Origin of the sequence: Actinomyces radicidentis, from assembly GCF_001553565.1 — a bacterium.
Taxonomy (GTDB): Bacteria; Actinomycetota; Actinomycetes; order Actinomycetales; family Actinomycetaceae; genus Actinomyces; species Actinomyces radicidentis.
Genome location: NZ_CP014228.1, coordinates 836,327 through 860,100, shown reverse-complemented (window position 1 = coordinate 860,100; position 23,774 = coordinate 836,327). Strand labels below are relative to the sequence as shown.

The window sequence follows — 23,774 nt, the reverse complement described above, 5'->3', positions numbered from 1 at the left end:
TCGAGCTCCAGGGCGACACCTTAGGACACGGGCTCGGGCGTTCCGGACCCGGACGTCCCGGCTCGGTCCGCGGGGTTCCGGCTTGCAGAGGCAGACATCCTCGGCAGAGGACGACGCCGACGGCGCCACCGTTTGCCGAGGATGTCTGCCGCTGTGTCGCACGGCCGGGCGGCTCGGTCCGGTCCCGGCGCGACACGCCTGGGCGCCGACGTCGTCGGGCGAGTTTCGTGACGCCGATCACGTGGTGCGGGGGTGGGCCCGGTCGTCGATCGCGCCGGAAAGTGCGGCTTATTCCAGTGACAACCGATCGTCACACCACAACATCTAGTGGTCATCATGGCACTCACCCACTGGATGATGTGCCCAACCGGACTCATTCGGTTGTACTGTCGACCTCGGCGCCGCCGCCCCGGGTCGCTCCCGGAGGATGCGCGGCGGCGCCACCGCCGGCGCCCACGGGCCCGCCCGGACGCAGCCGCCACGGCCGCCGCCCGGCCCGCCCCGACGTCGTCGGCACGCGCACATCCCGCTCCTGACCATGCCCACCACGTCATCGATGGAGAACCCCGTGTCCGAAACCCGTCAGACCCCCGCCACCAGCCCCGCCGCCTCTCGCGCCGATGCCGCCCCCGCCGTCGGCGTCCCCACCGCCGAGCCCGCCCTCGTCGCCCGAGGCTCCGCCGACTCCGCCGTGGCCCACGGCTCGCGCCCGCAGGTCGACGCCGTCGCCACCATCACCGAGTACCTCGACCGCTCCGACTGGCGCGTCAACGCCAACGCCAACCAGGGCTACTCGCTCGGCGGGATGATCCTCAACACCTCCGGCAAGGTCATCGCCAACTACTGGCTCTCCCAGATCTACTCCCAGGAGGCCGGCGACGCCCACCGCGCCGGCGACCTCCACATCCACGACCTCGACATGTTCTCCGGCTACTGCGCCGGCTGGTCCCTCAAGTCCCTCCTCCAGCAGGGCTTCAACGGCATCCCCGGCAAGATCGCCTGCCGCCCGCCGCGCCACTTCTCCAGCGCCGTCGGCCAGATCGTCAACTTCCTCGGCACCCTCCAGAACGAGTGGGCCGGCGCCCAGGCCTTCAGCTCCTTCGACACCTACATGGCGCCCTTCGTCCGCCTCGACCGCATGGAGTACGAGGACGTCCTCCAGTGCATGCAGGAGCTCATCTTCAACCTCAACGTCCCCAGCCGGTGGGGCACCCAGACGCCCTTCACCAACCTCACCTTCGACTGGACCTGCCCCGCCGATCTCGCCGACGAGCACCCCCTCATCGCCGACGAGCTCTGCGACTTCACCTACGGCGACCTCGCCGACGAGATGGCCATGATCAACCGGGCCTTCATGGAGGTCATGACCACCGGCGACGCCGACGGCCGCGTCTTCACCTTCCCCATCCCCACCTACAACATCACCAAGGACTTCGACTGGGAGTCCGAGAACGCCGACCGCCTCTTCGCCATGACCGCGAAGTACGGCCTGCCCTACTTCCAGAACTTCATCAACTCCGAGCTCGACCCCGGCATGATCCGCTCGATGTGCTGCCGTCTCCAGCTCGACCTGCGCGAGCTCCTCAAGCGCGGCAACGGGCTCTTCGGCTCCGCCGAGCAGACCGGGTCCGTCGGCGTCGTCACCGTCAACATGGCGCGCCTGGGCTACCTCCACGCCGGCGACGAGGCCGGGCTCATCGCCGCGCTCGACCGCCTGCTCGGACTCGGCCGCGACACCCTCGAGCTCAAGCGCGAGGTCATCCAGCACCACATCGACGCAGGCCTCTTCCCCTTCACTCAGCGCTGGCTCGGCACCCTCGACAACCACTTCTCGACGCTCGGCGTCAACGGCATGAACGAGATGGTCCGCAACTTCACGCGCCTCGACGCCGACGGCGGCTACGACCTCACCGACCCGCGCGGCCACGCCATGTGCGTGCGGATCCTCGACCACGTGCGCGAGCAGATGGTCGCCTTCCAGGAGGCCACCGGGCACCTCTACAACCTCGAGGCCACCCCCGCCGAGGGCACGACGTACCGCTTCGCCAAGGAGGACCGCAAGCGCTTCCCGGGCATCCTCCAGGCCGGCACGGACGCCAACCCGTACTACACGAACTCCTCGCAGATCCCGGTCGGCTTCACCGACGACCCCTTCGAGGCTCAGGAGATGCAGGAGGAGCTCCAGACCAAGTACACCGGCGGCACCGTCCTCCACCTGTACATGAACGAGCGGATCTCCTCGTCCGAGGCCTGCAAGCAGCTCGTGCGGCGCTCGCTCACCGCGTTCCGGACCCCGTACATCACCATCACGCCGACCTTCTCCATCTGCCCCGTCCACGGCTACCTGCCCGGCGAGCACATGACCTGCGAGAAGTGCGCCGAGCTCCACCCGGACGCCGCGCCCGTCGAGTGCGAGGTCTGGACCCGCGTCATGGGCTACTTCCGGCCCGTGAGGTCCTTCAACATCGGCAAGAAGGGCGAGTACATGGAGCGGCAGATGTTCACGGAGTCCGCGGCGGGCGGGCACGGCGACGCCGTCTCCCGGCTCACCGCCGTCACGGCCTGAGCGGAGCGGCTGGGCCGACGGCGGGGCGCGAGTCCCGCCGTCGGCCTGCCCTCCGCCTCCGGCCGGCCGGCCGCCGTCCGGAGACACCGAGCCGGCCGGCCCGCCGCGCGCTACCAGCAGTTCCCAGAGGAGCCCCATGACCGCCACCAGCCCCGCCGTCACCACGGGCGCCCGCCCCGCCGACTCCCTGCAGATCGCCGGGCTCGTACCCATGTCCACCGTCGACTGGCCCGACCACCTCACCGCGACGGTCTTCCTCCAGGGCTGCCCCTGGAACTGCTTCTACTGCCACAACCAGGACCTCATCCCGACGCGCACACCCGGGTCGGTCGCCTGGGACGAGGTGCGCTCCCTCCTGCGCCGCCGCCGCGGGCTGCTCGACGGCATCGTCCTCACCGGCGGGGAGGCGCTGCGCCAGGACGCGCTCGCGGACGCTGCTGCGGAGGCCAAGGAGATGGGATTCGCCGTCGGACTGCACACGGCCGGCGCCTATCCGGGGCGGCTGCGCGACCTGCTCGCGGCCGGGCTCGTCGACTGGGTGGGGCTCGACGTGAAGGCGCTGCCCGAGCACTACGAGGAGGTCGTCGGTCGCGGGGGAGCGGCGGCCCGCGCGCGGGAGAGCCTCGAGGTCGCGCTGGCCTCCGGGGTGGCCCTCGAGGTGCGCACCACGGTCATCCCCGGGGACGTCACCGCGCGGGACGCGGTCGAGGTGGCGCGGCGCGTGCACGAGGCGGGCGCCCGGGTCTACGCGCTCCAGCAGGCGCGAGCCGAGGGGACCAACGGCGGCTTCGCAGTCGTCGCGCCGGGCTGGGACGCCGAGTGCGAGCGCATGGCCGAGCAGATCGAGGCTCTCGGCTGGGACCGGTTCACCTACCGGCCCGCGTGATGGTGCGCTGAGAGCGTCAGACCGGGGCCGAGTTCTGTCCACGAGGGCGCCTCAGGACGGGCCGCTGGCGCGCGCTCCGCGCGTCGCCGCAGGTCAGGGCGTTGCGCCCCGGCGCGGCGCCCGTGCCCGACCCTTCTGAGACGCCCTGGTGGACAGATCCTTCAGAGGACCCGGTAGACCTCGTCGAAGGCGAGCCGCTCGTTGCGGACCTGGCAGGCGTCCTCACCCGGGTGCCCCACGTTGATGACCGCGAGCACCTCGACGTCCTGGCCCGGGAAGAACTCCGCCGCCAGCTCCTCGCCGCGGTCCCCGTTCATCGGGCCGGCCGCCAGGCCCACCGCCCGGATCGCCTGGATGAGGAAGCCGACCTGCACCGTTGCACTCGTCCGCGCCCACGCCGCCGTCATCCCCGGCCCACCCTCGGCGAGCAGCGCCCGGTGGCGGGCCCCGCGCGGGTGGACGCGTTCGAGCGTCTCCGTGAAGCCGCGGTCCGCCGCGCACACGAGGGTGAGCGGCGCCCCGGCCGGCTGCTCGCGGTTCCCGCGCGGCAGGCAGGGCAGCAGCCGGGCCCGCGCCTCCTCGCTGCGCACGGCGACCACGCGCAGCGGCTGCGCGTTGACGGCCGTCGGCGCCCACTTCGCGAGCTCGTGGATCGCCCGCAGCTCCTCGTCCGTGACCGGCTCGTCGGTGAAGGCGTAGACCGTGCGCGCCCCACCGAAGAGCAGCTGCGCGTCGGACTCCGTGAGGAGGCACTCGTCCGGGACAGGGGCTGGGACGGAGGGGTGCAGGACGGAGTCGGCGCGGTCTGTCATACGCCCATTCTCACGCGTTCATCCGTGAGAACCCAGGGTCCTCGTCCCGTGAGCCTCGCCGGGGCGGCGCTGCTCCGCCCCGCAGGCGGCTGCCCTCCTGCGGGGCCGCGCGCTGTCGAACGGGCGGCCGGCGCCCGGGCCGAACGGGGACGCGCCGCCCCCTCGCCGACCACGCCGACACCCACCCGTCGAACCCCGGCCGGGCGAGCGCGGATCCGCCTCGGTCACGCGCCGCGGCCCCCGCCGGACCCTTCGAGTCCTCAGTACTCGGTCCTCAGCCCGCCGCCTCCGCGTCGGCGACGAAGGCGAGATTGATGAGCCGCACCCGGGCCGCGAGGTCCACCGGGTCGATGTTCTGCGAGGAGATCGGCGGCAGGGCGTCGACGAGCATCGCGAGCTGCTCGTAGGCCTCGGCAGCCGCGCCCCGCCCGGAGCCCGGCTGCCGCCACGCCGCCGCGACGACGTCGTAGCCGAGGGAGGACACGGCCCGCTGGAGCCGGTTCCACGGCTCGAGCGCGGCGGGGGCGTCGGGCAGCTGGGCGGCGAGGATCGCCCCGGCGCGCCCCAGCTCGAAGAGCAGGTGCCGACGGTGGTCGCGGACGGCGTCGTGCCGCGGGGCCCGCTCGCCACCGGTGAGAGCGCGGCCCCCGACCCGCTTCTCGACGCGTCCCGAGGCGAGGTCGCCGAGCACCTCGATGAGCGCCTGCAGCGTGAGCCGGTACTGCTGGCGCACGAGGAGCACGGGCGCCCGCCGGCCCACGAGCCACACGATGAGGACGGCGGAGCCGACGCCGATGACGGTCTCGAGGACGCGGTCCTGGGCGAGCACCTCGATCTGCGCCACCGACGTCGTCGGCGTGAGCATGAGAGCGAAGACCGACACGAAGACGACGGCGATCGCGTAGTTCCGCGTCACGAACGCCTCGAGCCCGTAGATCGCGAGGACCACGATCCCGAGCCGTACCCACGGTCCCGGTTCGAGGGACACGATCCCGAGGTACAGGGCGACGCCGACGGCGGTGCCGACGACGCGGTGCGCGGCGCGGATCGTGAGGTCGGCGCGCGAGGCCCCCATGTGCAGGACGATGAGGGAGGCGAGGATCGACCAGTACGGGTGCCCGACGGGGGACAGGTAGGCCAGGGACGAGGCCAGCAGCACGGCGAGGGCCGCGCGCGTCGCCACGAGAGTCGGCCGCGAGCCGCGCGTGAGGGCGGTGCGCAGCAGGTAGCCGGCAGAGGGCTGCCCCATGGGGATGAGGTCGGAGTGGTCGGCGACGTCGGCGGGCTCGGACGGGAAGGCCTGCTCCTGGAGACGCGCGACGAGCCGCATGTGCGCGCGGCGGAGTCGCCGCTCGAGCCCCTGGAGCGCGCGGCTGCGCGGGACGGTGCCCGGGGTGCGGCCGGTGCGCAGGACGTGCCAGGCGCCGTCGACGGCGTTCCAGGCGCGCGACCGCAGGATGCTGAGCCGCTCGACGGCCTCGGCGTCGCCGGGGTCGGGGGCGTCCGTCTCGCAGAAGGCGTCGACGGCGGCCTCGGCGTCCTCGACGGCCTGCCGCTCGGGCCCGTGGGCGTCGAGGCTGAGGATGAGGAGGGACGCGCAGGTGGCGAGCGCCCAGGCCATCGCGGTGACGGGCAGGAGCGTGCCCATCGAGTAGCTGTGGGCGGCCATGTAGGTGCCGAAGGCGCCGGCGAAGACCGTGTTGATGGGGCCGGGCGGGCCGGTCATGAGCGCGTGCCAGACCCATACGACGACGAGCGTCATCGCCGTCATGACGGGCGGGATGAGCCACGGCCACGGCGCGATCGCCATGCCGATCGCCTGGCACAGGAGCGTCGTCGCCCCGACGACGAGGCAGCGCCGGATGCGTCTCGGCGCCGGCGACTCGCGCCCGACGTTCGCGGCCATGGCGCCGAGCAGCCCGAGGGCACCTTCGGAGGGTCCGAGGATGATCGAGGTGAGGACGAGGCCGATGGCGACGGCGGCGACCCAGCCGACGGCGCGGCGGGCGCGGCCGGGGGCGGGCTGGAGGGTGATGAGGCTGCGGCCGAGGCGGCTCGCCCCTCGTGTGCTCGTGCGCAGCGCCGTCGACCTCATGCTCTGAGGATAGGTCCCGCCACCGACGCGCTCCTGGGCGCGGTGCCGGCTGGACGTGCGCCGGTCCTACCGCCGGCCCGGCGTCAGCGCCCGCGGGCGGTCAGCCCCGACGGCGCCCGGTCGCCCGCGCCAGCCACCGCAGCAGGTAGCTGAGGACGAGGAGGGCGACGACGACCGCAGCGACGGTCCCCCACCAGTCGGGGCTCGCCGGGTCGAGGAAGGGGTACATCGGGGTGCCGAGGGCGCGGGCGTCCCACACGTAGAGGAAGAGGTAGGGGATGAGGGCCGCCGCCCAGGTGAGCGGCACCCACCAGGCGAGGCGCCGGTGCGAGCGGCCGACCAGCAGCCAGTCGACCAGCATGGCGGCGGGCAGGAAGGCGTGGGCGATCCTCCCGGCGGTCTCCGGGTAGGTGTGGCCGAGGAGCGTCGCGAAGATGATCCCGGTGAAGACCGTCATCGTGGTGGCCAGACCCCGGAACCAGGTGCGCCGTCCCTCGAAGCGGTACGGGCCCGAGCGCACGAGCAGCGGCCGCACGACGGCGCCCGCGTTGACGAGGAGGACCGCGATCGTCGACTCGGTGGTGAAGTAGCGCAGCTGGGCGAGCAGGTCCGCGGTGGGGCGTCCGGCGAGGAGGAGCCATGTGGCCCACCCGGCCGCGACGGCGAGGACGAGGCGCCACACCCAGGCGACGCCGGTCCTCCAGTCGTCGGGGCTGGTGGCGCGGGCGTCGGAGGAGGTCACGACGTGAGGCTACGCGGAGCGGGGGCCGGTGGACGTCGTCGTCCACCGGCCCCCGCTGCTCCTGGTCGCGCCGTGCTCCGCCGCTCAGCGCCTCTCGCGGAAGACGACCCGCCGCTGCACCGAGTAGCTCACGACGTAGAGCGCTGCGTCCCCGATGATCTTCGCGATCCCCAGCGGGATCCCGATGCCGGTGAGCAGGGCGAGGAGCGCGTAGCTCGCCGCCATGATCCCGATCGCCAGCGCGACGTAGCGGACCGCCGTGCGCCCCATCGTCCCTGGCGCCGCCCGGAAGACCCGCCGGTTCATGAGGAAGCTCGCCGTGCCGGAGACGAGGCGCGCCCCGACCACGGCGGCCAGCAGGTTCCCGGTGAGGGCGTGGATGAGCATGACGCCCACCCAGTCGATGACGAAGCTCGCCAGGCTCGCCCCCATGAAGCGCAGGAGCGGCGCGTAGATCCGGGCGGAGTCGACGATCGGCCGGAAGTGCGAGGAGCCGTTGCCGGGCTCGTAGACCGTCTCGATGCCGACCTGCTCGACCTCCATCCCCAGCTCGCTCGCCCGCAGCAGCGCCGAGAGCTCGTACTCGTAGCGGTCTCCCGGTACCCGCAACATCCAGCCGTAGCCGCCCGCCGGGTAGCCGCGCAGACCCGTCTGGGTGTCGCGCAGCCGCCAGCCGGTGGCGCCGCGGAAGAGCAGGGCCGTGAGGTCGTTGCCGATCCGGCTGCGCGCCGGCACGGGTCCGGTGAACTCGCGGACCCCGAGCGTCATGCGGCCGGTCTCCCTCACGCGGGCGGCGACGGCGGCGACGTCGTGGGGCGTGTGCTGCCCGTCGGCGTCGGCGCAGACGACGTCGGCCTCGGGCCAGCGCTCGCGGGCCGCGGCGAGGCCGGTGCGCAGGGCCTCGCCCTTGCCGGCGTTGACCGGGTAGCCGATGACGTGCGCGCCGGCGTTCGCGGCGTCGGCGAAGACCCGCGTGTAGGCGGTCCCGGAGCCGTCGTCGACGACGAGGACCTGCGAGCCGGGCAGGGCTCCGAGGAGGTCCTCGGTGAGGCCGCCGAGGCGCTCGTCGGGCTGGTAGGCGGGCACGAGGACGACGAGGCGGGTCGGCCGGGCCTGCGTGGCGGTGCCCTCCGCGACCGGGCTGAAGGTCCCGGTGGCGCGGCCGACCGCGCGGCGCGGCGTCGAGCCGGTCACGAGGGGCCCCGACTCCGGGGCCAGGACGCGGCGGCGCGTCGGGGAGGAGCCGGTGGACTGGCGGGTCGCGGGGCTCATCTCAGGCTCCGTTCTTGATGTAGAAGATGTCGGAGGTCGCGCGCTCCCCGCCGTTGGAGGGCTGGTTGATGATCGAGCCGTTGAAGTACATGGCGCTCGAGCCGCCGCCGTCGATGTTGTAGGCGCACTGGCAGCCCAGGCCGAGCATGATGTTGGCGAGCTCGGTCATCGTGACGCCCTTGGAGTAGCCGTCGTTGCGGCCGTCGACGACGACGAGGACGTAGTGGTCCGTGTCGATGTAGCCGAGCGCGGTGCGGGGCTGGTCGCCCTGGATGGAGTGGTTGCCGACGTTCGTGTCGACCTCGACGTCGTCGATGCCGTTCAGGACGGCGGAGTCCTTGACGAGCGCCGGGCCGAAGGAGGCCGTGTTCCACACGCCGGCGTCGAGGAGCGTCTGGGCGTCGGTGGAGGTCTCGTCGTAGACCTCGACGTGGCCGTCCGTGTAGAAGGCGATGCCGTCGCGCGCGCCGTCGTCGCGGTAGACGGTGCCGTTGCGGATGAGGATGCCGTCGGTGCGGAAGCCGTAGTAGTCGCCGTTGATGGCGAGGACGGCGTCGTTGTCCTCGGCGATGACGGAGGGCTTGGCGGTGATGTTCTCGCCGAACTCGTTGTTCGCGAAGGCGCTACGCACGGTGGTGGCGTCGGTGACCTTGATGTCCGCCGTGTAGTAGGTGACCGTGTCGGAGCCGGAGCCGGTGGAGACCTGCTCGATCGTGATCGAGGTGTTCGACGAGGTGTAGGTGTCGTCGCCGACCTGGACGTCGGTGGCGGCGCTGGCCGTGGCGATGGACGCGACGGCGGCGTTCTCCGCCTCGTAGGCGGTGGTGTCGGTGACCTCGACGTGGTCGATGACGAAGCGGTTGAGGGCCCAGGCGGAGCCGCCGGCGGCGGTGAGGCCGAGGACGCCGGAGCCCCCGAGGAGGAACTTGCGGCGCGTGTGGCGGCGCGGCCCCTCGGCCTGGGCGGTGGCGGTCTGGTCGGTGCCGGCGGCGCCGGACCCGGTCGGGTCCGTGCCGGGGGCCGGGGAGCCGGCCGGGGTGTGCGTGCGTGTCATGGCTCAAGGCTCGGGCTCCGTCGTGTGGCGGCCGTCAGGCGACCTTGTGAGGACTCTGTGGAACCGGGGGAGGCGCGCCGGCGGCCTCTCGGGGACGGCGCCCCGGCCGACGGGGCCGCACGGCTCGGACGGCCGGGGCGGCCCTGGTGGATCCGTCGCGGCCGGGGGCGGGAGGGTGCGGTGACGGTCCTCACCGGCGTCGCGGCCCCGCGGGGCCGATCTCACCCCGGACGGCCGTGCGGCGCTCCGCGCCCGCGCCCGCGCCCTACCGTCGGAGGCATGAGCTCTCGGCGCCCCGCCGCACCGCGGCACCACCCCCCCGACCGCCGGCTCCTCGACCCTGCGGGAGTCCTTCTCCGGCACCCTCCTCGTCTCCCTCGCGGCACTCGCGGCCGTCGCGCCCCTGGCGACGGACACCTACCTGCCGGCCTTCACCCAGATGGCCCAGGACCTGGGGGCCTCCGCCTCCTCGGTCCAGCTGACGATGACCGCCTTCCTCGTCGGCGTCGCCGTCGGCCAGCTCGTCATCGGCGTCCTCTCGGACCGCTTCGGCCGGCGGCCCCTCCTCGTGTGGGGCACCGCCCTCGCCTTCGTCACCGGGGTCGCCACCGCCCTGGCCCCCGGGATCGGCGTGCTGCTCGTCGCCCGCCTCCTGCAGGGGCTCGGCGGGGCCGCGGGCATGGTGCTCGGCCGCGCCGTCATCTCGGACCGCTCGCGGGGCATCACCGCCACCCAGGCCCTCAGCCTCGTCATGTCCATCCAGGGCGTCGCGCCGGTCGTGGCCCCGATCCTCGGCGGCGCCCTCGTCGACGTCATCGGCTGGCGCGGCATCCTCGGCGTCGTCGCCGGATTCACGGGCGTCCTGCTCCTCATGGTCCTCGCCTGGGTGCCGGAGACGCTCCCCGAGGACAAGCGCTTCTCCGGCGGCTTCGGCGTGCTGGCGGACGGCACCCGCTTCCTGTGCGCCGACCGCGTCTTCGTACGCCTCGTGCTCATCAACGCGGTGCTCTACGCGACCCTCATGGCCTACCTGTCCGCAGCGCCCTTCGTCCTCAAGAACGTCCTCGGGATGAGCGTGACCGCCTACACCGTGGTCTTCGCGGTCTGCGGCCTCACCATCACCGTCGTCGTCGCGATCGCGGGATCGCAGGCGGGGCGCGTCTCGCCCGCCCGGCGGGTGCGGATCGGCCTGCTGTGCCAACTCGTCGTCGACGGCGTCCTCGGCGTCGTCGCGATCGCTCTGCTCCGCCACCCCGTGAGCTCGACGGCGCTGCTGGTCTCCGTCATCGCCCTCCTCGTCCTCCACGTCGCGTGCCTGGGCATGAGCATCGGCAACCTGCCGGCGCTCGCCCTGGACCGCACGGGGCGCTGGGCCGGGACCGGGTCGGCCCTGCTCGGCCTCATCCAGTTCGCGGTCGGCGGTCTCGCGAGCCCGCTCGTGGGCCTGTCCGGGGAGAGCTCCGGTCTCGCCTTCGGCGTCACGCTCATCGCGCTCGTCGTCATCGCCAACCTCATGGCGCTCGCTGGCCTGCGCGGCCCGGGGGAGAAGGAGCGCCTGCGCGCCGAGCGCGAGGCCGCCCGGCGTCGTCGTCTGGGCGCGACCAGCTCGGCTCCTGACCGCTCGACGGCGGGGCGCTGGACGGCCCCCCCGCGCGGCGCCGGCGACGGGTCCGCACGCCTCCGCCCCGGGCGGTGGCACCGGGACCTGGGTCCCTGCGGCGCGGTGAGCGCCGGCGGAGCGGCGCGGTCCGAGCCGCCCAGGACAAGAAGTGGACTCAATAGGTCATTGGAAACTCATCATCGTCGGATGACAATGAGGCTGCTGAGGACCTACGCTTCAGTGCAGCGCAGGACCGTCCGCGCACTGTCGAGAGAGGTCGCAGCATGAGCGATGAGGACATGAAGTCGTCGATGGACCCGATGGACCGCACCGGGCTCGGCGAGCACCTTCCCAGCCGCAACGACGTGGCCGGCGAGGGCCGCATGACGATGGCGAACGGATCGCCCGTCGTCAACAACCAGGACTCCATGACGGCCGGCCCGCGCGGCCCCGTCGCCCTCCAGGACGCCTGGCTCATCGAGAAGCACGCCCGCTTCAACCGCGAGGTCATCCCCGAGCGCCGCATGCACGCCAAGGGCTCCGGCGCCTGGGGCACCTTCACCGTCACCCACGACGTCGCCGACCTCAGCCGCGCCGCCATCCTGTCCAAGGCGGGCAACTCCTGCGAGCTGTTCATGCGCTTCTCCACCGTCGCCGGTGAGCGCGGTGCCGCCGACGCCGAGCGCGACATCCGCGGCTTCGCCATGCGCTTCTACACCGAGGAGGGCAACTGGGACGTCGTCGGCAACAACACCCCGGTGTTCTTCTTCCGCGACCCCAAGAAGTTCATCGACCTCAACCATGCCGTCAAGCGCGACCCCCGCACCAACCTGCGCAGCCCCAACACCAACTGGGACTTCTGGACCTCGCTGCCCGAGTCGCTGCTCCAGGTCACCATCACCATGTCCGACCGCGGCATCCCGCTGTCCTTCCGATACATGCACGGCTTCTCCTCCCACGCCTACTCCTTCATCAACGCCGAGGGGGTGCGCACCTGGGTCAAGTTCCACTTCCGCAGCCAGCAGGGCATCGCGAACCTCACCGACCAGGAGGCGGCCACCGTCGTCGGCCAGGACCGCGAGTCCAACCAGCGCGACCTCTACGAGTCCATCGAGAAGGGCGCCTACCCGCGCTGGACCATGTACGTCCAGACCATGACCACCGAGCAGGCCGACGCCCTCGACTGGAACCCCTTCGACCTCACCAAGATGTGGCCGAAGGCCGACTACCCGCTGCGCGAGGTCGGCGTCCTCGAGCTCAACCGCAACGCCGACAACTACTTCCAGGACGTCGAGCAGGTCGGCTTCACGCCCCAGAACATCGTCCCCGGCATCGGCTACTCGCCCGACAAGATGCTCCAGGGCCGCCTCTTCGCCTACGGCGACGCGCAGCGCTACCGCCTGGGCGTCAACAACGACCAGATCCCCGTCAACCGGCCCCGCGGCGTGGAGAACCCGCACTCCTTCCACCGAGACGGGCAGATGCGCGTGGACGGCAACCGTGGCTCCGAGCTCCACTACGAGCCCAACTCCTACGGCAACTGGACCGAGTCCCGCGAGCTCTCCGAGCCCGTCCAGGCCGGCGGTGACGTGGCCATGTGGGACGCCCGCGAGGACGACCACGACTACTACACGCAGCCCGGCATGCTGTGGCGCGCCATGACGCCCGAGCAGCAGCTCGTCCTGTGCGAGAACACCGCCCGCAACATGGGTGACGCGACGCTCCAGATCAAGCACCGCCACATCTTCAACTGCTACCACGCGGACCCCGACTACGGCCGCGGGGTCGCGAAGGCGCTCGGCATCGACATCGCCACCGTCGACCTCGACGGCGCCACCGCCGACTCCTACGACCTCTGGCTCGCCCGCAACCGCGCCAACGCCGAGCTCAACACCGTCACGGAGCCCGCCTCCCCGGAGTCCGCGAAGGACCTCGGCCCCGCCGGCCGCGACACGAACGTCGCCGACCCGACGACGCTCACGGACCCCATGGCCGACCCCTACCTGCTCTGACGGTCGGGCCGAAGACGACGGCGCCCGCGTCCCGGATGGTCCGGGGCGTGGGCGCCGTCGTCGTGCGTGAGTGACGAGCCGCGGCGGCTGCCTCACCTTCCTGACGAAGAACACGAGGGCGCCGCCGACGAGCCCGGAGCGGTGCCGTCTGTGGGCCGGTCGCCTCGAGTAGATGAGAATCACTATCATGTAGGGTGAGGGGATGAGCCCCTCCGCCTACCACCGCGACGTCGCGGCGCTGACTGCCGCCCACAACAGGCGACTCTCCTCGCTCGACCCGGACCTCGGCCCCGTGCCCGTGCCCGACGTCGACGGGGCCCGCGCGGTCCTCGTCGCCCGTGGCGCCGTCGGGATCTGGAGCCACCAGGAGGTCCACGACGCCGACCTCTCCGCCCTGTGGGGCGGGCGCTCCCAGGACCTGCTCGCGGTGCGCTCCGGTCATGGCATCGCGCCCGTGCTCGGCTGCCTCCTCGACCAGCTCGACCTCATCCGCGGCACCGCCGCGCCCGACGGCGACGCCGAGGTGGTCGTGAGGCTCCCGGCCCTAGAGCCCGGCGTCGCCCCGGTCCTCCTCGAGCGGGGCCTCAGGCCGGTCTCCCAGACGGCGCTGCTCCGAGTCGCCCCCGAGGTGCCGGCCACGGAGGAGGACGCTGTCGGCACCGTCGGTACCAGGGCCGCGACGCCCGACGACGTCGACGCCGTCGCGGCGCTCCTGCGCGAGATGCACGAGTCCGACGTCGCCTGGGGCAGCGGCTACCTCCGCCCGACCACCGCCTCCTACCTGCGACGTCTCGCGGAGGAGGCCTGCGCCCGTGACGGCTGGACCTGGATCGCGGAGGAGGGCGGCGCGCCGATCGGCGTCGTGTCCCTCCAAGGGGCCGAGGAGGCCGCCTGGGCGACCGGCGCGACGAGCCTTCAGCCCGCCCACTACCTCGGACTCATGGCCGTGACGGCCACCGCCCGGCGCCACGGCACCGGCCGTCGCCTCGTCGCGCTCGCCCACCGCGCGGCCGCCGAGCGCGGCGCTCGGGCGATCGTGCTCGACCACGCCGCGCTCTCGCCCCTGTCCGCCACCTTCTGGCACCGGCGCGGCTACCGCCCTCTGTGGACCACCTGGGTGCGCCGCGGCTGAGGAGGTCCGTGGCAGGCTCGCACCATGCCCGCCACCACCGCCGAGGACGGGGAGGGCATCGGCGGCGCCACGCTCCTCGGGATGGGAGTCGACTAGTCCAGCGCCAGTCGGACGACGGCGTCGTAGGTGAGGCCGCGCAGGTCGGGCACGCGCGGCAGCTCGCCGTCGTGGTCGGTGACGCCGCCGACGACGATCACGCGCGCGCCGGCCGCGACCGCGGAGGCGATGCCCGCGCGCGAGTCCTCGAGCGCGACGCAGTCCGCCGGTGGGACACCGAGGAGCTTCGCGCCCAGCAGGTAGGGCTGCGGGTCGGGCTTGCCGGCCGTGATGTCGTCGGAGAAAACGCCCGTCTCGGGCGGCTCGAGGCCCGCGGTGCGCATCCGGTTGAACGCGAGCAGGCGGCTCGCGGAGGTGACGAGCGCCCACCGGTCGGCGGGGACCGTGGCGAGGAGGGCCGCGGCCCCGGGCACCTCGACGACGCCCTCGGAGGTGCCCTCCTCGTGGGTGCGCAGCGACGCCGTCTCGCGCTCGACGAGCACCGGGTCCGACAGGAAGCGCGCAACGGTGGCTCCGGTCGGGCGGCCGTGGGCGAAGCGGATGACCTCGGCGGCGTCCAGGCCGTAGCGGGAGGCGAAGTCCGTCCAGGTCGCCTCGACGAGCACGGTCGAGTCGACGAGCGTGCCGTCCATGTCGATGAGGAGACGGGGGTCCTGGCGCAGCGGCATGCCCTCACCCTGCCAGCCCCGTCGGGACGCATCAAGGGGACGCGGTCCGGCGGGGCGCCGTCGTCGGCCCGTCCCGTGGCGCAGGATGTGCCGACGGCGTCCGCCCGGGCGCCCCCCGAAAGCAAGGAGCCAGCGTGCCCCGCCCTCTCATCGCCAGCCTCTTCTACTCCGTCGACGGCGTCGCCGAGGCTCCCAACCTCTTCCAGCACGACTCCTTCGACGGGGACCTCGCCGAGCTCATGACGGAGGCCATCGCCCGGATCGACGACTGCGTCCTCGGCCGCGTCACGTACCAGGAGTGGGCCGGCTACTGGCCGGGCGCCGAGGATGGCCCGGACGCCGGCTTCGCCCGCTTCATCAACGGCACGCCCAAGCACGTCGTCTCCCGGACGCTCACGCAGGACGACCTCACCTGGCAGAACTCGACCCTCATCGAGGGCGACCTCCTCGACTACGTGCGCGCCCTCAAGGAGACTGCGGGCGGAGGCATCGCCGTCCAGGGCTCCCTGTCCGTGGTGCGCCAGCTCGTCGAGGCGGGTCTCATGGACCGTCTCCAGCTCATCATCCACCCCGTCGTCGCGGGCTCCGGCCGCGGGCTCTTCGACGGCCCCGCCGACACCCGGCTCGAGCTCCTCGAGGCGCGCTCCACCCGCAAGGGCAACGTTCTGGTCACCTACGGCCCCCCGCGAGGACCGAGGCGGGTCCCTGCAGGGCGTTCTGTCCACCAGGGCGCCTCAGGACGGGTACTCGGAGCGACGGTCCTGCGTCGACGCAGGTCAGAGCGCTGCGGCCCGGCGCTGGTGGTCCGCCGACGGGTTCTGAGGCGCCCTCGTGGACAGGGGGCGGACCTCGTCTCGCCTCAGAGCGGCTTGACCATGATGAGGCAGGGGGTGTCCTCGCCCCACAGGTCCGTCTCCTCGACCCCGAGGAAGCCGACCGCCTCGTAGAAGTGCCGCGTGCGCGCGTAACCGGCATCGGGGTGGGAGGCGCCGAGCGTCTTGACCTCGAGCAGCCGGGCGCCGCGCTCGCGGGCGTCCGCCTCGACGGCGGCGACGAGCGCGGTCCCGACGCCCTGCCCGTGGTGTGCGCGGTCGACGACCATGAGCTCGAGCTCGCAGACGGTCCCCAGGTGCCAGACCGTCAGGGCCAGCCCGATGACGACGCCGTGCTCGTCCCGGACCGCCCAGTTCTCGAGGCGGTTGGCGGAGGCGATGTACTCGGCGTTGGACTCGGGACGCCCGAACCACTCGGGCACGGTCGCGAGCAGGCGGGCGGCGTCGTCGGGGAGCGCGCTCTCGCGCGCGGCGGTCCACGTCATAACGGAATGATGCCCGACCGGGAACGCGGGGTTCGGTGGTCTGGTTCTGACGTGGTGGTGGGTCGCTGAGCGGTCGACGCGATGGTGGCCCGAGCGCGGGCCGGGACCTTGATAACTTTATCGACGCTCGCATGCCTTGATGAAATTATCGACATGAGGACTCCGCTCAGCTCGCCTTTCAGCCCCGGATCGGACACAGTGCCCGTCGTCTGGGCCGGCCGAACCGCGCAGCTCGCCGACTGGCGCGACGTCCTCAGGCCGCGTCGGGTCGCTGGCATCCATGAGCGCGGGCGGACTGTTCTCGGCAAGCGGGGACGGGCAAGTCAGCTCTCGTGCGACGTATTGCGCAGGACGCGATCGCGCGCGGGGACTGGGTGACACCGCAGATCCGCATCCCCGTCGGCGGGGACCCGCTCGTCCGGCTCGCGGCCGAGCTCCTCAGCCTGGCAGACCGCGCGGGACTGGCCGCCGCCCGCGAGCACCGGATCGGCGCGCTGCTGCGGCGCGTCGAGACCGTCGCCGCCTCGGGGGTCTCCGTCTCCTTGCGCGATGCGGTGGTGCCCGAGGCGTACACAGCGCTGAGCGGCCTGCTCGTCGAGATCGGCCGAGCGGCGCTGCGGCTCGGCGACACCATGGTGCTCATCCACGTCGACGAGGTTCAGAACGTCACCGATGACGCTCAGCGCTCACAGCTCCTCGTCGCTCTGGGCGACGCGCTGGCGCACGAGGAGCGTGTTGAGATTCCGGGCGGTCTCGCCCTGGACCGGGCGCTGCCGATCGCCGTCTACCTCACGGGGCTACCCGAGTTCGCGGACATGGCGGGGGCCCGAACGGGTGCGACTTTCGCCCGACGCTTCCAGACCGTCACGCTCGATGCGATCGGCGACAGCGACCTCACCCTCGCTCTCCAGCCCTTCGTACTCGAGGGATGGGACATCCTGGGGGCCGACGACGAGCCGGGGAGAGTTCTCATGGAACCCGCTGCTCAGCGCGCGATCGTCCGTCTTTCCCACGGCGAGCCCTTCCTGTTCCAGCTGGCCGGTGAGCGCGCGTGGTACGCGGACGCCTCCGACCTCATCACCGAGGAGCACGTCCTATCCGGCTGGAGCAGCGCGGCCACGGAGGCCGAGGCTCACGTTCAGCGCATCCTGGAGCGACTCCCCGCCCGTGAGCGCGAGTTCGTCGATGCGATGGCCCAGGTTGAGCCCGGCGGGCGGACTCTCACGGCGATCGCCCGCGCGATGGGCTACGACAAGGCGAGCGCGGCCGGCCCCACCTCGCAGCGCCTCGACGGCGTCCGCGGGATCATCGAGCGGGGCAAGGAGTACCGCTTCAGGAACCGAGCGGTCGAGGCCTACCTGAGCAGCGATTGGCCATTCGAGGCGCCCGCGCCCGGCGAGGTATGAGGGGCGGGCCGGCGCGTCGTGGGTGTCTCCGTCGAGCTGATCAGGTCACCTTGACGCGCTCGACGGCTCACGGGAGACGATGACGTTCGAGCCGAAGTCCCGGGTACCTCGCAGCGAGGATCGCCTCGCGTACCGACCACACCGCCCGCGGACTGCACCAGGCCTGGGACGGCTTGGACAGCGCCCACCCGTCGCCGAGCGTCACCGCCGCGTGCTGCGCCAGCCCCGTGGCGTCCCGCCACACGAGAACGACGCCGGCCTCGTCGTCGTGGGCCGTTCCCGTCACGGGCCGGGAGGCGTCGGCGAGCCATGCCTCGAACGGCGGTTGGTGCATCCACTCGTGCTCGGCGCCCGCCACGCCGGCGGCGGCCATGACGGTGCCGAAACAGTTCGGGCCCGAGCCCCCGGGGAAGGTGCCGGCGAGGCGCCGCGCTCCCGGGAGGACGGCGGCGCAGCGCCACCAGGACGCGGCGGCGACCTCCGCGTGCCTGGAGGGCCGGACGCCGATCTCGACGTACCGCATGAGGCGCCGTCGGCGTTCAGCGGCCGGCGTCGACGGCCAGGTGACGGGACGCAACTCGGAGGTACGGGTGCGTACGAGGGCACGTCGCGCCGCCGTTGGCAGCGCCATGAACGTCGGCTCGTCGAGTAGCCGCCAGCCCGAGGAGTAGACGAGAAAGGTGTCGCGGTGCTCGGGGCTGAGACGAGGCTCGGGACCGTCGGGCACGAGTGCGCGATGCTCAGCGCTCAGGGATGAGACGTGGAAGGGCTGCTCGGCAGGTGCGAACCACGCGTCCCAGCGCCGCAGCAGGTCGTCGTCGACGTCGATCCCGAGGGCATGAGGCATGTCGGCATCATGCCCGACGGTGCGACGGAGCCGTGCGCTCTCAGCGCGCGCGCTACGCTCGTGCTCGTCAGTTCCTGGTGCGCGAACCGCACGGTCCGGTAGGAAGTCCGGACGGCCCCAGTGCCCGTCGCTCCCGACGTGGAGAATCCGGCGTCACCAGGTCCGCTTCGGCGTACCTGGAGACACTCATGTCCACGACCCGTCCGTCCGCACGTCCCTCCGCCACCGTCTCGGCGACCCTCACGGTGTCCTTCAACGGCCGCTTCTGGGAGGCGGTCCTCGAGCACCACGACGGCCCCTGGGTGCGCGCCGCCCGCGCCGTCCTCGGCGCCGAGCCCACCGATCCCGAGCTCTACGCCTGGCTCCTCGCGCACGGCGCCTGGCTCAGCGAGCGTGCGGACCGTGCGCCCCGGGTCCGCGCCGGCCGCGGCGACGTCGACCGTCCTAGCAGTCCCAAGCGTGCCGCTCGCCAGGCTGCGCGCGCCGCGGTGGAGAGCCGTCCCAGCACGGCCGCGCAGGCCGCGGTCAAGGCTGAGCAGGAGGCCCGTGCCCAGGCCTCGACCCGTGCACGACGCGAGGACCGCGACGCCGAGAGGGAGCGCCGCCGGCTGCTCAAGCGCGCCCGGGCCAAGCAGCGCCACCGTGGAAGGTGATCGTGCCCCGGGTCAGCTTCGCAGAGCCTCGAGCAGCGCCGTGCGGAAGGCCTCCGGGACCGTCACCCACGGGAATTGCCCGGCGCCGGGGATCGTTGCCACGGTCGCGTCCGGGAAGAGCCGTGCGAGACGACCGGCGACGCCGGGGCCGGGGCCCGGGTCGAGCTCGCCGACGAGGATCCGCACCGGGCAGGTCACCGAGGCCAGCTGGAGTCGCAGGACGGCCGGGTCGGGTGCGTCGTTGAAGTAGTGCAGCCGCGCCTCGACGTTCACCTGCTCGGCGTTGCGGGCTGCGTGCTCGCGGGCGGCGTCGTCCCAGACGCCGTAGAAGAGCGGCAGGATCGCGCGGCGGCGCTCGGGCGTCACGCCGTCGACCTCGATCTCGTCCGCGGCCCGGCGGGTGTCGGCGTACCAGGGCTCATGCGCCATCCGGGCCAGCTGGCCCTCGGACTCCTCCGGCGTCGAGCGCAGCCCGACGTCGTCGACGAGGCGGGACGCGGCGTGGTCGGAGGCGTCCTCGGGCGCGGGGGAGGGGCCGACGCCGTGCGGGTACAGGGTGATGAGACCGTAGCCGTCGTCCGTGAGCCCGCCGAGCTCCTCGAGGTAGGCCGGGTGCCGGGCCGGTCCGCCCGGGATGACGACGAGCGGCTCGCCCTCGCCCGTCGTCGTGACCTCGACGTGGACCCCGTCCACCACCCGCGTCGTCATGGGCCGAGGGTGGCGGGCGCCGACGACGGTGGCAAGGGTGCGGTGCCGGGTCTCAGCGGGTTCCGTCGATGACAGTGACCGCTGCTGCGTGGCCCCGTGCTGCCATCTTCCTGTCGCAGGTGATGAGAGGTGCGTCCAGCCCCTCGGCGAGCGCGAGATAGCAGGCGTCGTAGCTCGTGAACTGGTGGCGCAGGCTCCAGACCCGATCGGAGAGCAGCCGGGTCTCGTGCCGCACGACGGTGAGCGCCCAGTAGTCGGCGACCGCCTGCGTGGCGGTCTCAGGGGTGATGACGTCTCCGCGCTCGAGGCCTCGGAGCGCGGAGAGTACCTCGACGTCGAGGAGCGCGGGCGCATGGACCTCCGTGGCGAGCAGGGCGAGTAGCTCCTCGTCCGGGGTCGTTCCGACGAGCGCCTCGACCATTGCGGAGGCGTCGATGACGATCATCGACGGCTGGAGTCGAGGGCTTCGAGGATGCGTTCGGGCGTGACGCCCCCTTCACGGTGGCGCGACCTGAGCCGTTCCACGACCTCGGCGTTCGTCGGGCGCTCGGCGAGGGCGGTGAGCTGGGCGCTCACGTAGGCCGAGAGCGACTGGCCCTCGCTCGCCGCGCGCTCCTTGAGGGTTGCGGCGACGGCGTCCGGCACGTCGCGGATGTAGAGGGTCGTCATGATGTTGATGCTAGCCGTCTGCAAGCGGTCTGCGGTCGAGGTCCCCATGCGGAGAATGTAGAGCGAGGGTGAGACAGGAATCCGGGCTCGATCGTGGTGGCAGCGGCGCGGCACCGAGTGCTGGTCCGTTGCGTGTCCGGCTGGGGTGCGACGCTACGTCGCACGGCAGACTGGCGCCATGCGCGTCGCCGAGATCGCGGAGCTCACGGGCACCACCGTGCGCACGGTCCGCTACTACCACTCCCTCGGGCTCCTGCCCGTGCCCGCGGAGCGCGGCGGCTGGCGCGACTACGACCTCAGCCACGTCGCCCGCCTGTCCCGCATCCGCTACCTCGTCGGCGCGGGCGTCCGGCTCGAGGCCGTCGCCCGCATCCTGGAGCCCGACGGCGCCGCAGCGCAGCCTGCACAATCGGCCCCCACCCGCGCCTCCGACGGCAGTCGGGCCGCCGACGACGTCGACGGCGCACCCGGTGGGGGAGCCAGGGCGTCCCGAGACGCCGCCGTCGAGACCGACCTCGCCGCCGCGCTGGCCTCCGCCGAGGAGCACCTGACTGAGGCCACCCGCCGGCGCGACATGCTGCGCACCCTCCTCGACCGCGCCCACGAGGGCTCCACCGTCTCCCCGATGCCGCCCGTCATGGCGGCCTTCTTCGACCGCATGGAGGCGGGGGCACCCGACGAGCGCACCCGCACCGCTGTCCGGCGCGAGCGCGACGTCGTCGACCTCGCCTGCTACCGCGACCTCATGCCGCCCGAGGCCGTCCACCTCTTCCCGGACGCCGCCGAGGTGGAGGAGGACGCCGAGTCCCTCGCCTCCTACGGCCGAGACTCCGCTGACGCCACCGACGAGCAGATCGACGTCCAGGCCCGGTGGATCACCGGCCGGCTCGAGCGCCGCCTGCCGCCGGAGCGCCTGCGCGAGCTCGCCCACGGCGTCGACATGGACGTCGTCGCCTCCCTCTACCGGCTCGTCGGGCAGGTGGACCCCCACTACGAGCGCATCGCCCCCGCCGTCGCCGCCCGCTTCACCGAGCTCGTGGAGCGCTGGCGCGAGGAGTGAGCCGCCGGGGGTTGCCTGCGACACGGCGTCACAGCCGAGCCTCGGGCCATGAGCACATCGACCCTCCCCGCGCCCGGGGCTCCCTCCATCGAGGTCACCGGCCTCACCAAGCGCTTCGGGCGGCTGCGCGCCCTCGACGGTCTCGACCTGCGCGTCGCGGCCGGCAGCGTCCACGGCTTCCTCGGCCCCAACGGAGCCGGCAAGTCCACGACCATCCGCGTCCTGCTCGGCATGTACCGCCGCGACGGCGGCACGGTCCGCGTCCTCGGCGCCGACCCGGCTCGGGAGGCGACCGCCATCAACCGCCGCGTCGGCTACGTCGCCGGCGACGTAGCCCTGTGGCCCGCCCTCACCGGCGCCCAGACCCTCGACGCCGTCGCCGCCCTGCGCGGGGCTCGCGACCGGGCTCACGAGGCCGAGCTCATCGAGGCCTTCAGCCTCGACCCCTCCAAGCCCGTGCGCACCTACTCCAAGGGCAACCGGCAGAAGGTCGCCCTCGTCGCCGCCCTGGCCGCGCCCGTGGAGCTCCTCATCCTGGACGAGCCCAACTCCGGCCTCGACCCGCTCCAGCAGGAGGTCCTCGTCTCCGCCGTCGGTCGGGCCCGCGACGACGGCGCCACCGTCCTCCTGTCCAGCCACGTCCTGGAGGAGGTGGAGCGCCTGTGCAGCGCCGTCACCATCGTCAAGGACGGCCGCACCGTGGAGACCGGGGCGCTGGCGGACCTGCGGCGCCGGCGCACCTCCACGCTCACCCTCCGCCCTGCTCCCGGTGACGACGGTGCCGTGCTGCGGGCACTGCGCTCATTTCCATCGGAGTCCGTCCACCAGGATCCCGGCGGCACGCTCCGGGCTGCCGTGCCCGCCGAGGACGTGCCCCGGGTCCTGCGCGCCGTCCTCGACGCCGGCGCCACGGAGGTCACGTGCGCACCGCCCTCGCTCGACGACCTCTTCCTGCGCCACTACGCGGTGAGCGCCCGATGAGCGGCGCACGCGGACTCGCCACGGCCGTGAGGATCGCCGCCCGTGACGAGAGGCCCTGGCTCCTCGCCCTGCCGGTGGCGGTCGGCGCCGTCGCGGCGCTGCTCGCCCCGAACTACGCGAGCACCTACGGCGGGGCGCTCGCGGGGACGAGCGCCCTGTGCGCCGCGACCGCGGTCCTGGTGGCGCAGCTCGTGCCGACGGCGCCCGCGGCGCGCGGAGCCGGTGCGCTCGTCCTCGCCGTCGCCTGGGCGGGCTACGGCGTGCGCGTCGCCCACGGGAGCGCGTGGGCGACCCCGTGGGGTGCGCTCTCGCCCTTCGCTCTGCGGCCGGCGGTCGGGGCCGGTGCGGGCGACGACCTCGTGCCCCTGGCCGTCGCCGCCGCGGGCACCGTCCTGCTCGGAACGGCCGGAGCGCTGGCGGCGCGGAGGCGCGACCTCGGGTCCGGGCTCGTCGGGCTGCCGCGACGACGGCGCCGACCGCTGCGTGTGGGCGGTCCGCTCGGCCTCACCGTGCGGCTCGCGCTCTCATCGGCTGCCGCTTGGGCGCTCGCGACGGCCGGCGTCTCCGGGCTGCTCGTCGCGATGGGGCGCGGTGTCGTCGACATGGCGCGGCGCGGCGGGGTGGACGGCGGATCCCTCGGGGCGGTCCTGGGCGGAGGCGATCCGGGTCTCGGCTTCCTGCGCTACGTCGGTGTTCTCGCCGGCGCGCTCGCCGCCGTGGAGGCGGTCGTCCTCGTGTGCCGCTACGCCGCCGACGAGCGCGGTGGGCGCCTCGAGCTCGAGCGCGCGGCGGGCGCCCCGCCGGCACGGATCCTCGGCTCCGCGTGGGCGACGGCGGTCGGTGCGAGTGGTCTCAGCCTTGTCCTGTCCGCGGCCGTCGCGGGCGCCGTCGGCCACCACGAGCTCGGGACCGCCTGGGCCGACGCCGTCCGCCTCTTCCTCGGGCAGGTGCCCGCTGCGGCGGCTGCCGCCGGGGTCGCGGCGCTGCTCTGCGCGATCCGGCCGCGGTACGCGCCGCTGGCGTGGCTGCCGGTGCTCGGCGCGCTCGGCGTCGCCCAGCTCGGCGCGACCCTGGACCTGCCCGACGACGTCCTGCGGAACGCCCCGTTGGCTCAGGCGGGGCGTGCGGGGAGCGTCTGGCTCGTCGCGCTCTCCGTCCTTGGGGCGGTGCTCGGCGCCGTCGTGGTGCGCCGGCGGGACCTCGTGCCGGGTTCGGTCTCCGGTGGGGTGTGACCGG

Annotated in this window: 22 protein-coding genes; 11 read left to right on the top strand and 11 right to left on the bottom strand. The window is 73.2% G+C overall.

Annotated elements, in window-relative coordinates; all coding sequences use genetic code 11:
* Positions 1-556 precede the first annotated feature (556 nt).
* On the top strand, positions 557-2,566 hold the full coding sequence (locus AXF14_RS03700; RefSeq protein ID WP_236756188.1) for a ribonucleoside triphosphate reductase: 2,010 nt from the start codon (positions 557-559) through the stop codon (positions 2,564-2,566).
* A 136-nt stretch (positions 2,567-2,702) separates the two neighbouring features.
* Positions 2,703-3,452, top strand: coding sequence for an anaerobic ribonucleoside-triphosphate reductase activating protein (locus tag AXF14_RS03695; protein WP_067940938.1), 750 nt, complete (start codon positions 2,703-2,705; stop codon positions 3,450-3,452).
* Positions 3,453-3,613: 161 nt separating this feature from the next.
* Here AXF14_RS03695 and AXF14_RS03690 read toward each other — a convergent pair whose 3' ends face one another.
* The 5 genes from AXF14_RS03690 to AXF14_RS03670 form a co-directional block, all read right to left on the bottom strand.
* Positions 3,614-4,264, bottom strand: coding sequence for a malonic semialdehyde reductase (locus AXF14_RS03690; protein WP_067940936.1), 651 nt, complete (start codon positions 4,262-4,264; stop codon positions 3,614-3,616).
* A 274-nt stretch (positions 4,265-4,538) separates the two neighbouring features.
* A complete protein-coding gene (locus AXF14_RS03685) occupies positions 4,539-6,359 on the bottom strand; it encodes an FUSC family protein (RefSeq protein WP_067940934.1) in 1,821 nt (606 codons plus the stop codon).
* A gap of 100 nt (positions 6,360-6,459) precedes the next feature.
* On the bottom strand, positions 6,460-7,101 hold the full coding sequence (locus AXF14_RS03680; RefSeq protein ID WP_067940932.1) for a hypothetical protein: 642 nt from the start codon (positions 7,099-7,101) through the stop codon (positions 6,460-6,462).
* 84 nt (positions 7,102-7,185) lie between these two features.
* A complete protein-coding gene (locus AXF14_RS03675) occupies positions 7,186-8,373 on the bottom strand; it encodes a bifunctional glycosyltransferase family 2/GtrA family protein (protein ID WP_067940931.1) in 1,188 nt (395 codons plus the stop codon).
* Between the two features lies 1 nt (position 8,374).
* Complete coding sequence (locus tag AXF14_RS03670; protein WP_067940929.1) at positions 8,375-9,427, bottom strand: phosphodiester glycosidase family protein; 1,053 nt, start codon at positions 9,425-9,427, stop codon at positions 8,375-8,377.
* 340 nt (positions 9,428-9,767) lie between these two features.
* Here AXF14_RS03670 and AXF14_RS03665 point away from each other — a divergent pair, with 340 nt between their 5' ends.
* The 3 genes from AXF14_RS03665 (at position 9,768) to AXF14_RS03655 (ending at position 14,171) form a co-directional block, all read left to right on the top strand.
* Entirely contained in the window at positions 9,768-11,315 is a 1,548-nt protein-coding gene (locus AXF14_RS03665) for a multidrug effflux MFS transporter (RefSeq protein ID WP_084355329.1), read from the top strand.
* On the top strand, positions 11,312-13,039 hold the full coding sequence (locus AXF14_RS03660) for a catalase (RefSeq protein WP_067940926.1): 1,728 nt from the start codon (positions 11,312-11,314) through the stop codon (positions 13,037-13,039). The genes AXF14_RS03665 and AXF14_RS03660 overlap by 4 nt, the downstream gene beginning before the upstream one ends.
* Positions 13,040-13,241: 202 nt before the next feature.
* The gene (locus tag AXF14_RS03655; protein WP_067940924.1) at positions 13,242-14,171 is read left to right on the top strand and encodes a GNAT family N-acetyltransferase; all 930 of its coding nucleotides are present in this window, start codon (positions 13,242-13,244) and stop codon (positions 14,169-14,171) included.
* Between the two features lie 92 nt (positions 14,172-14,263).
* Here the strand turns inward: AXF14_RS03655 and AXF14_RS03650 are convergent, their stop codons facing one another.
* Positions 14,264-14,896, bottom strand: a complete 633-nt coding sequence (locus AXF14_RS03650) for an HAD-IA family hydrolase (RefSeq protein ID WP_067940922.1) — start codon at positions 14,894-14,896, stop codon at positions 14,264-14,266.
* A gap of 134 nt (positions 14,897-15,030) precedes the next feature.
* On the opposite strand from AXF14_RS03650, the gene AXF14_RS03645 reads away from it, so the two are divergent.
* Positions 15,031-15,843: a dihydrofolate reductase family protein gene (locus tag AXF14_RS03645; RefSeq protein WP_084355328.1), complete on the top strand. Its 813-nt coding sequence runs from the start codon at positions 15,031-15,033 to the stop codon at positions 15,841-15,843.
* Here the strand turns inward: AXF14_RS03645 and AXF14_RS03640 are convergent.
* A complete protein-coding gene (locus AXF14_RS03640; RefSeq protein ID WP_067940920.1) occupies positions 15,756-16,214 on the bottom strand; it encodes a GNAT family N-acetyltransferase in 459 nt (152 codons plus the stop codon). The two genes, AXF14_RS03645 and AXF14_RS03640, sit on opposite strands and share 88 nt — an antisense overlap.
* A 332-nt stretch (positions 16,215-16,546) precedes the next feature.
* Between AXF14_RS03640 and AXF14_RS03635 the strand changes: the two genes are divergently transcribed.
* Positions 16,547-17,620 carry an ATP-binding protein gene (locus tag AXF14_RS03635; protein ID WP_236755927.1) on the top strand — a complete coding sequence of 358 codons (1,074 nt, stop codon included), beginning with the start codon at positions 16,547-16,549 and terminating at the stop codon, positions 17,618-17,620.
* Positions 17,621-17,687: 67 nt separating this feature from the next.
* On the opposite strand, the gene AXF14_RS03630 is transcribed toward AXF14_RS03635, so the two are convergent.
* Entirely contained in the window at positions 17,688-18,467 is a 780-nt protein-coding gene (locus AXF14_RS03630; protein ID WP_067940918.1) for a hypothetical protein, read from the bottom strand.
* A 188-nt stretch (positions 18,468-18,655) separates the two neighbouring features.
* Between AXF14_RS03630 and AXF14_RS03625 the strand changes: the two genes are divergently transcribed.
* The gene (locus tag AXF14_RS03625) at positions 18,656-19,120 is read left to right on the top strand and encodes a DUF2992 family protein (RefSeq protein WP_067940917.1); all 465 of its coding nucleotides are present in this window, start codon (positions 18,656-18,658) and stop codon (positions 19,118-19,120) included.
* A gap of 12 nt (positions 19,121-19,132) precedes the next feature.
* Here AXF14_RS03625 and AXF14_RS03620 read toward each other — a convergent pair whose 3' ends face one another.
* The 3 genes from AXF14_RS03620 to AXF14_RS03610 are packed head-to-tail and all read right to left on the bottom strand — an operon-like array spanning position 19,133 to position 20,497.
* Positions 19,133-19,828, bottom strand: coding sequence for an alpha/beta fold hydrolase (locus AXF14_RS03620; RefSeq protein ID WP_150118411.1), 696 nt, complete (start codon positions 19,826-19,828; stop codon positions 19,133-19,135).
* Between the two features lie 52 nt (positions 19,829-19,880).
* Positions 19,881-20,273 (bottom strand): type II toxin-antitoxin system VapC family toxin, encoded by a 393-nt coding sequence (locus AXF14_RS03615; protein WP_067940912.1) that lies wholly within the window; start codon positions 20,271-20,273, stop codon positions 19,881-19,883.
* Complete coding sequence (locus tag AXF14_RS03610) at positions 20,270-20,497, bottom strand: FitA-like ribbon-helix-helix domain-containing protein (RefSeq protein ID WP_067940910.1); 228 nt, start codon at positions 20,495-20,497, stop codon at positions 20,270-20,272. The genes AXF14_RS03615 and AXF14_RS03610 overlap by 4 nt, the downstream gene beginning before the upstream one ends.
* 178 nt (positions 20,498-20,675) lie before the next feature.
* On the opposite strand from AXF14_RS03610, the gene AXF14_RS03605 reads away from it, so the two are divergent.
* From AXF14_RS03605 to AXF14_RS03595, 3 genes are read left to right on the top strand one after another with little or no spacing between them, the layout of a single operon-like run.
* Complete coding sequence (locus AXF14_RS03605) at positions 20,676-21,557, top strand: helix-turn-helix domain-containing protein (RefSeq protein ID WP_067940908.1); 882 nt, start codon at positions 20,676-20,678, stop codon at positions 21,555-21,557.
* Positions 21,558-21,605: 48 nt separating this feature from the next.
* Positions 21,606-22,538, top strand: coding sequence for an ABC transporter ATP-binding protein (locus tag AXF14_RS03600; RefSeq protein WP_067940906.1), 933 nt, complete (start codon positions 21,606-21,608; stop codon positions 22,536-22,538).
* Positions 22,535-23,770 carry a hypothetical protein gene (locus AXF14_RS03595; RefSeq protein ID WP_067940904.1) on the top strand — a complete coding sequence of 412 codons (1,236 nt, stop codon included), beginning with the start codon at positions 22,535-22,537 and terminating at the stop codon, positions 23,768-23,770. Before AXF14_RS03600 ends, AXF14_RS03595 begins: the two co-directional genes overlap by 4 nt.
* Positions 23,771-23,774: the final 4 nt, after the last annotated feature.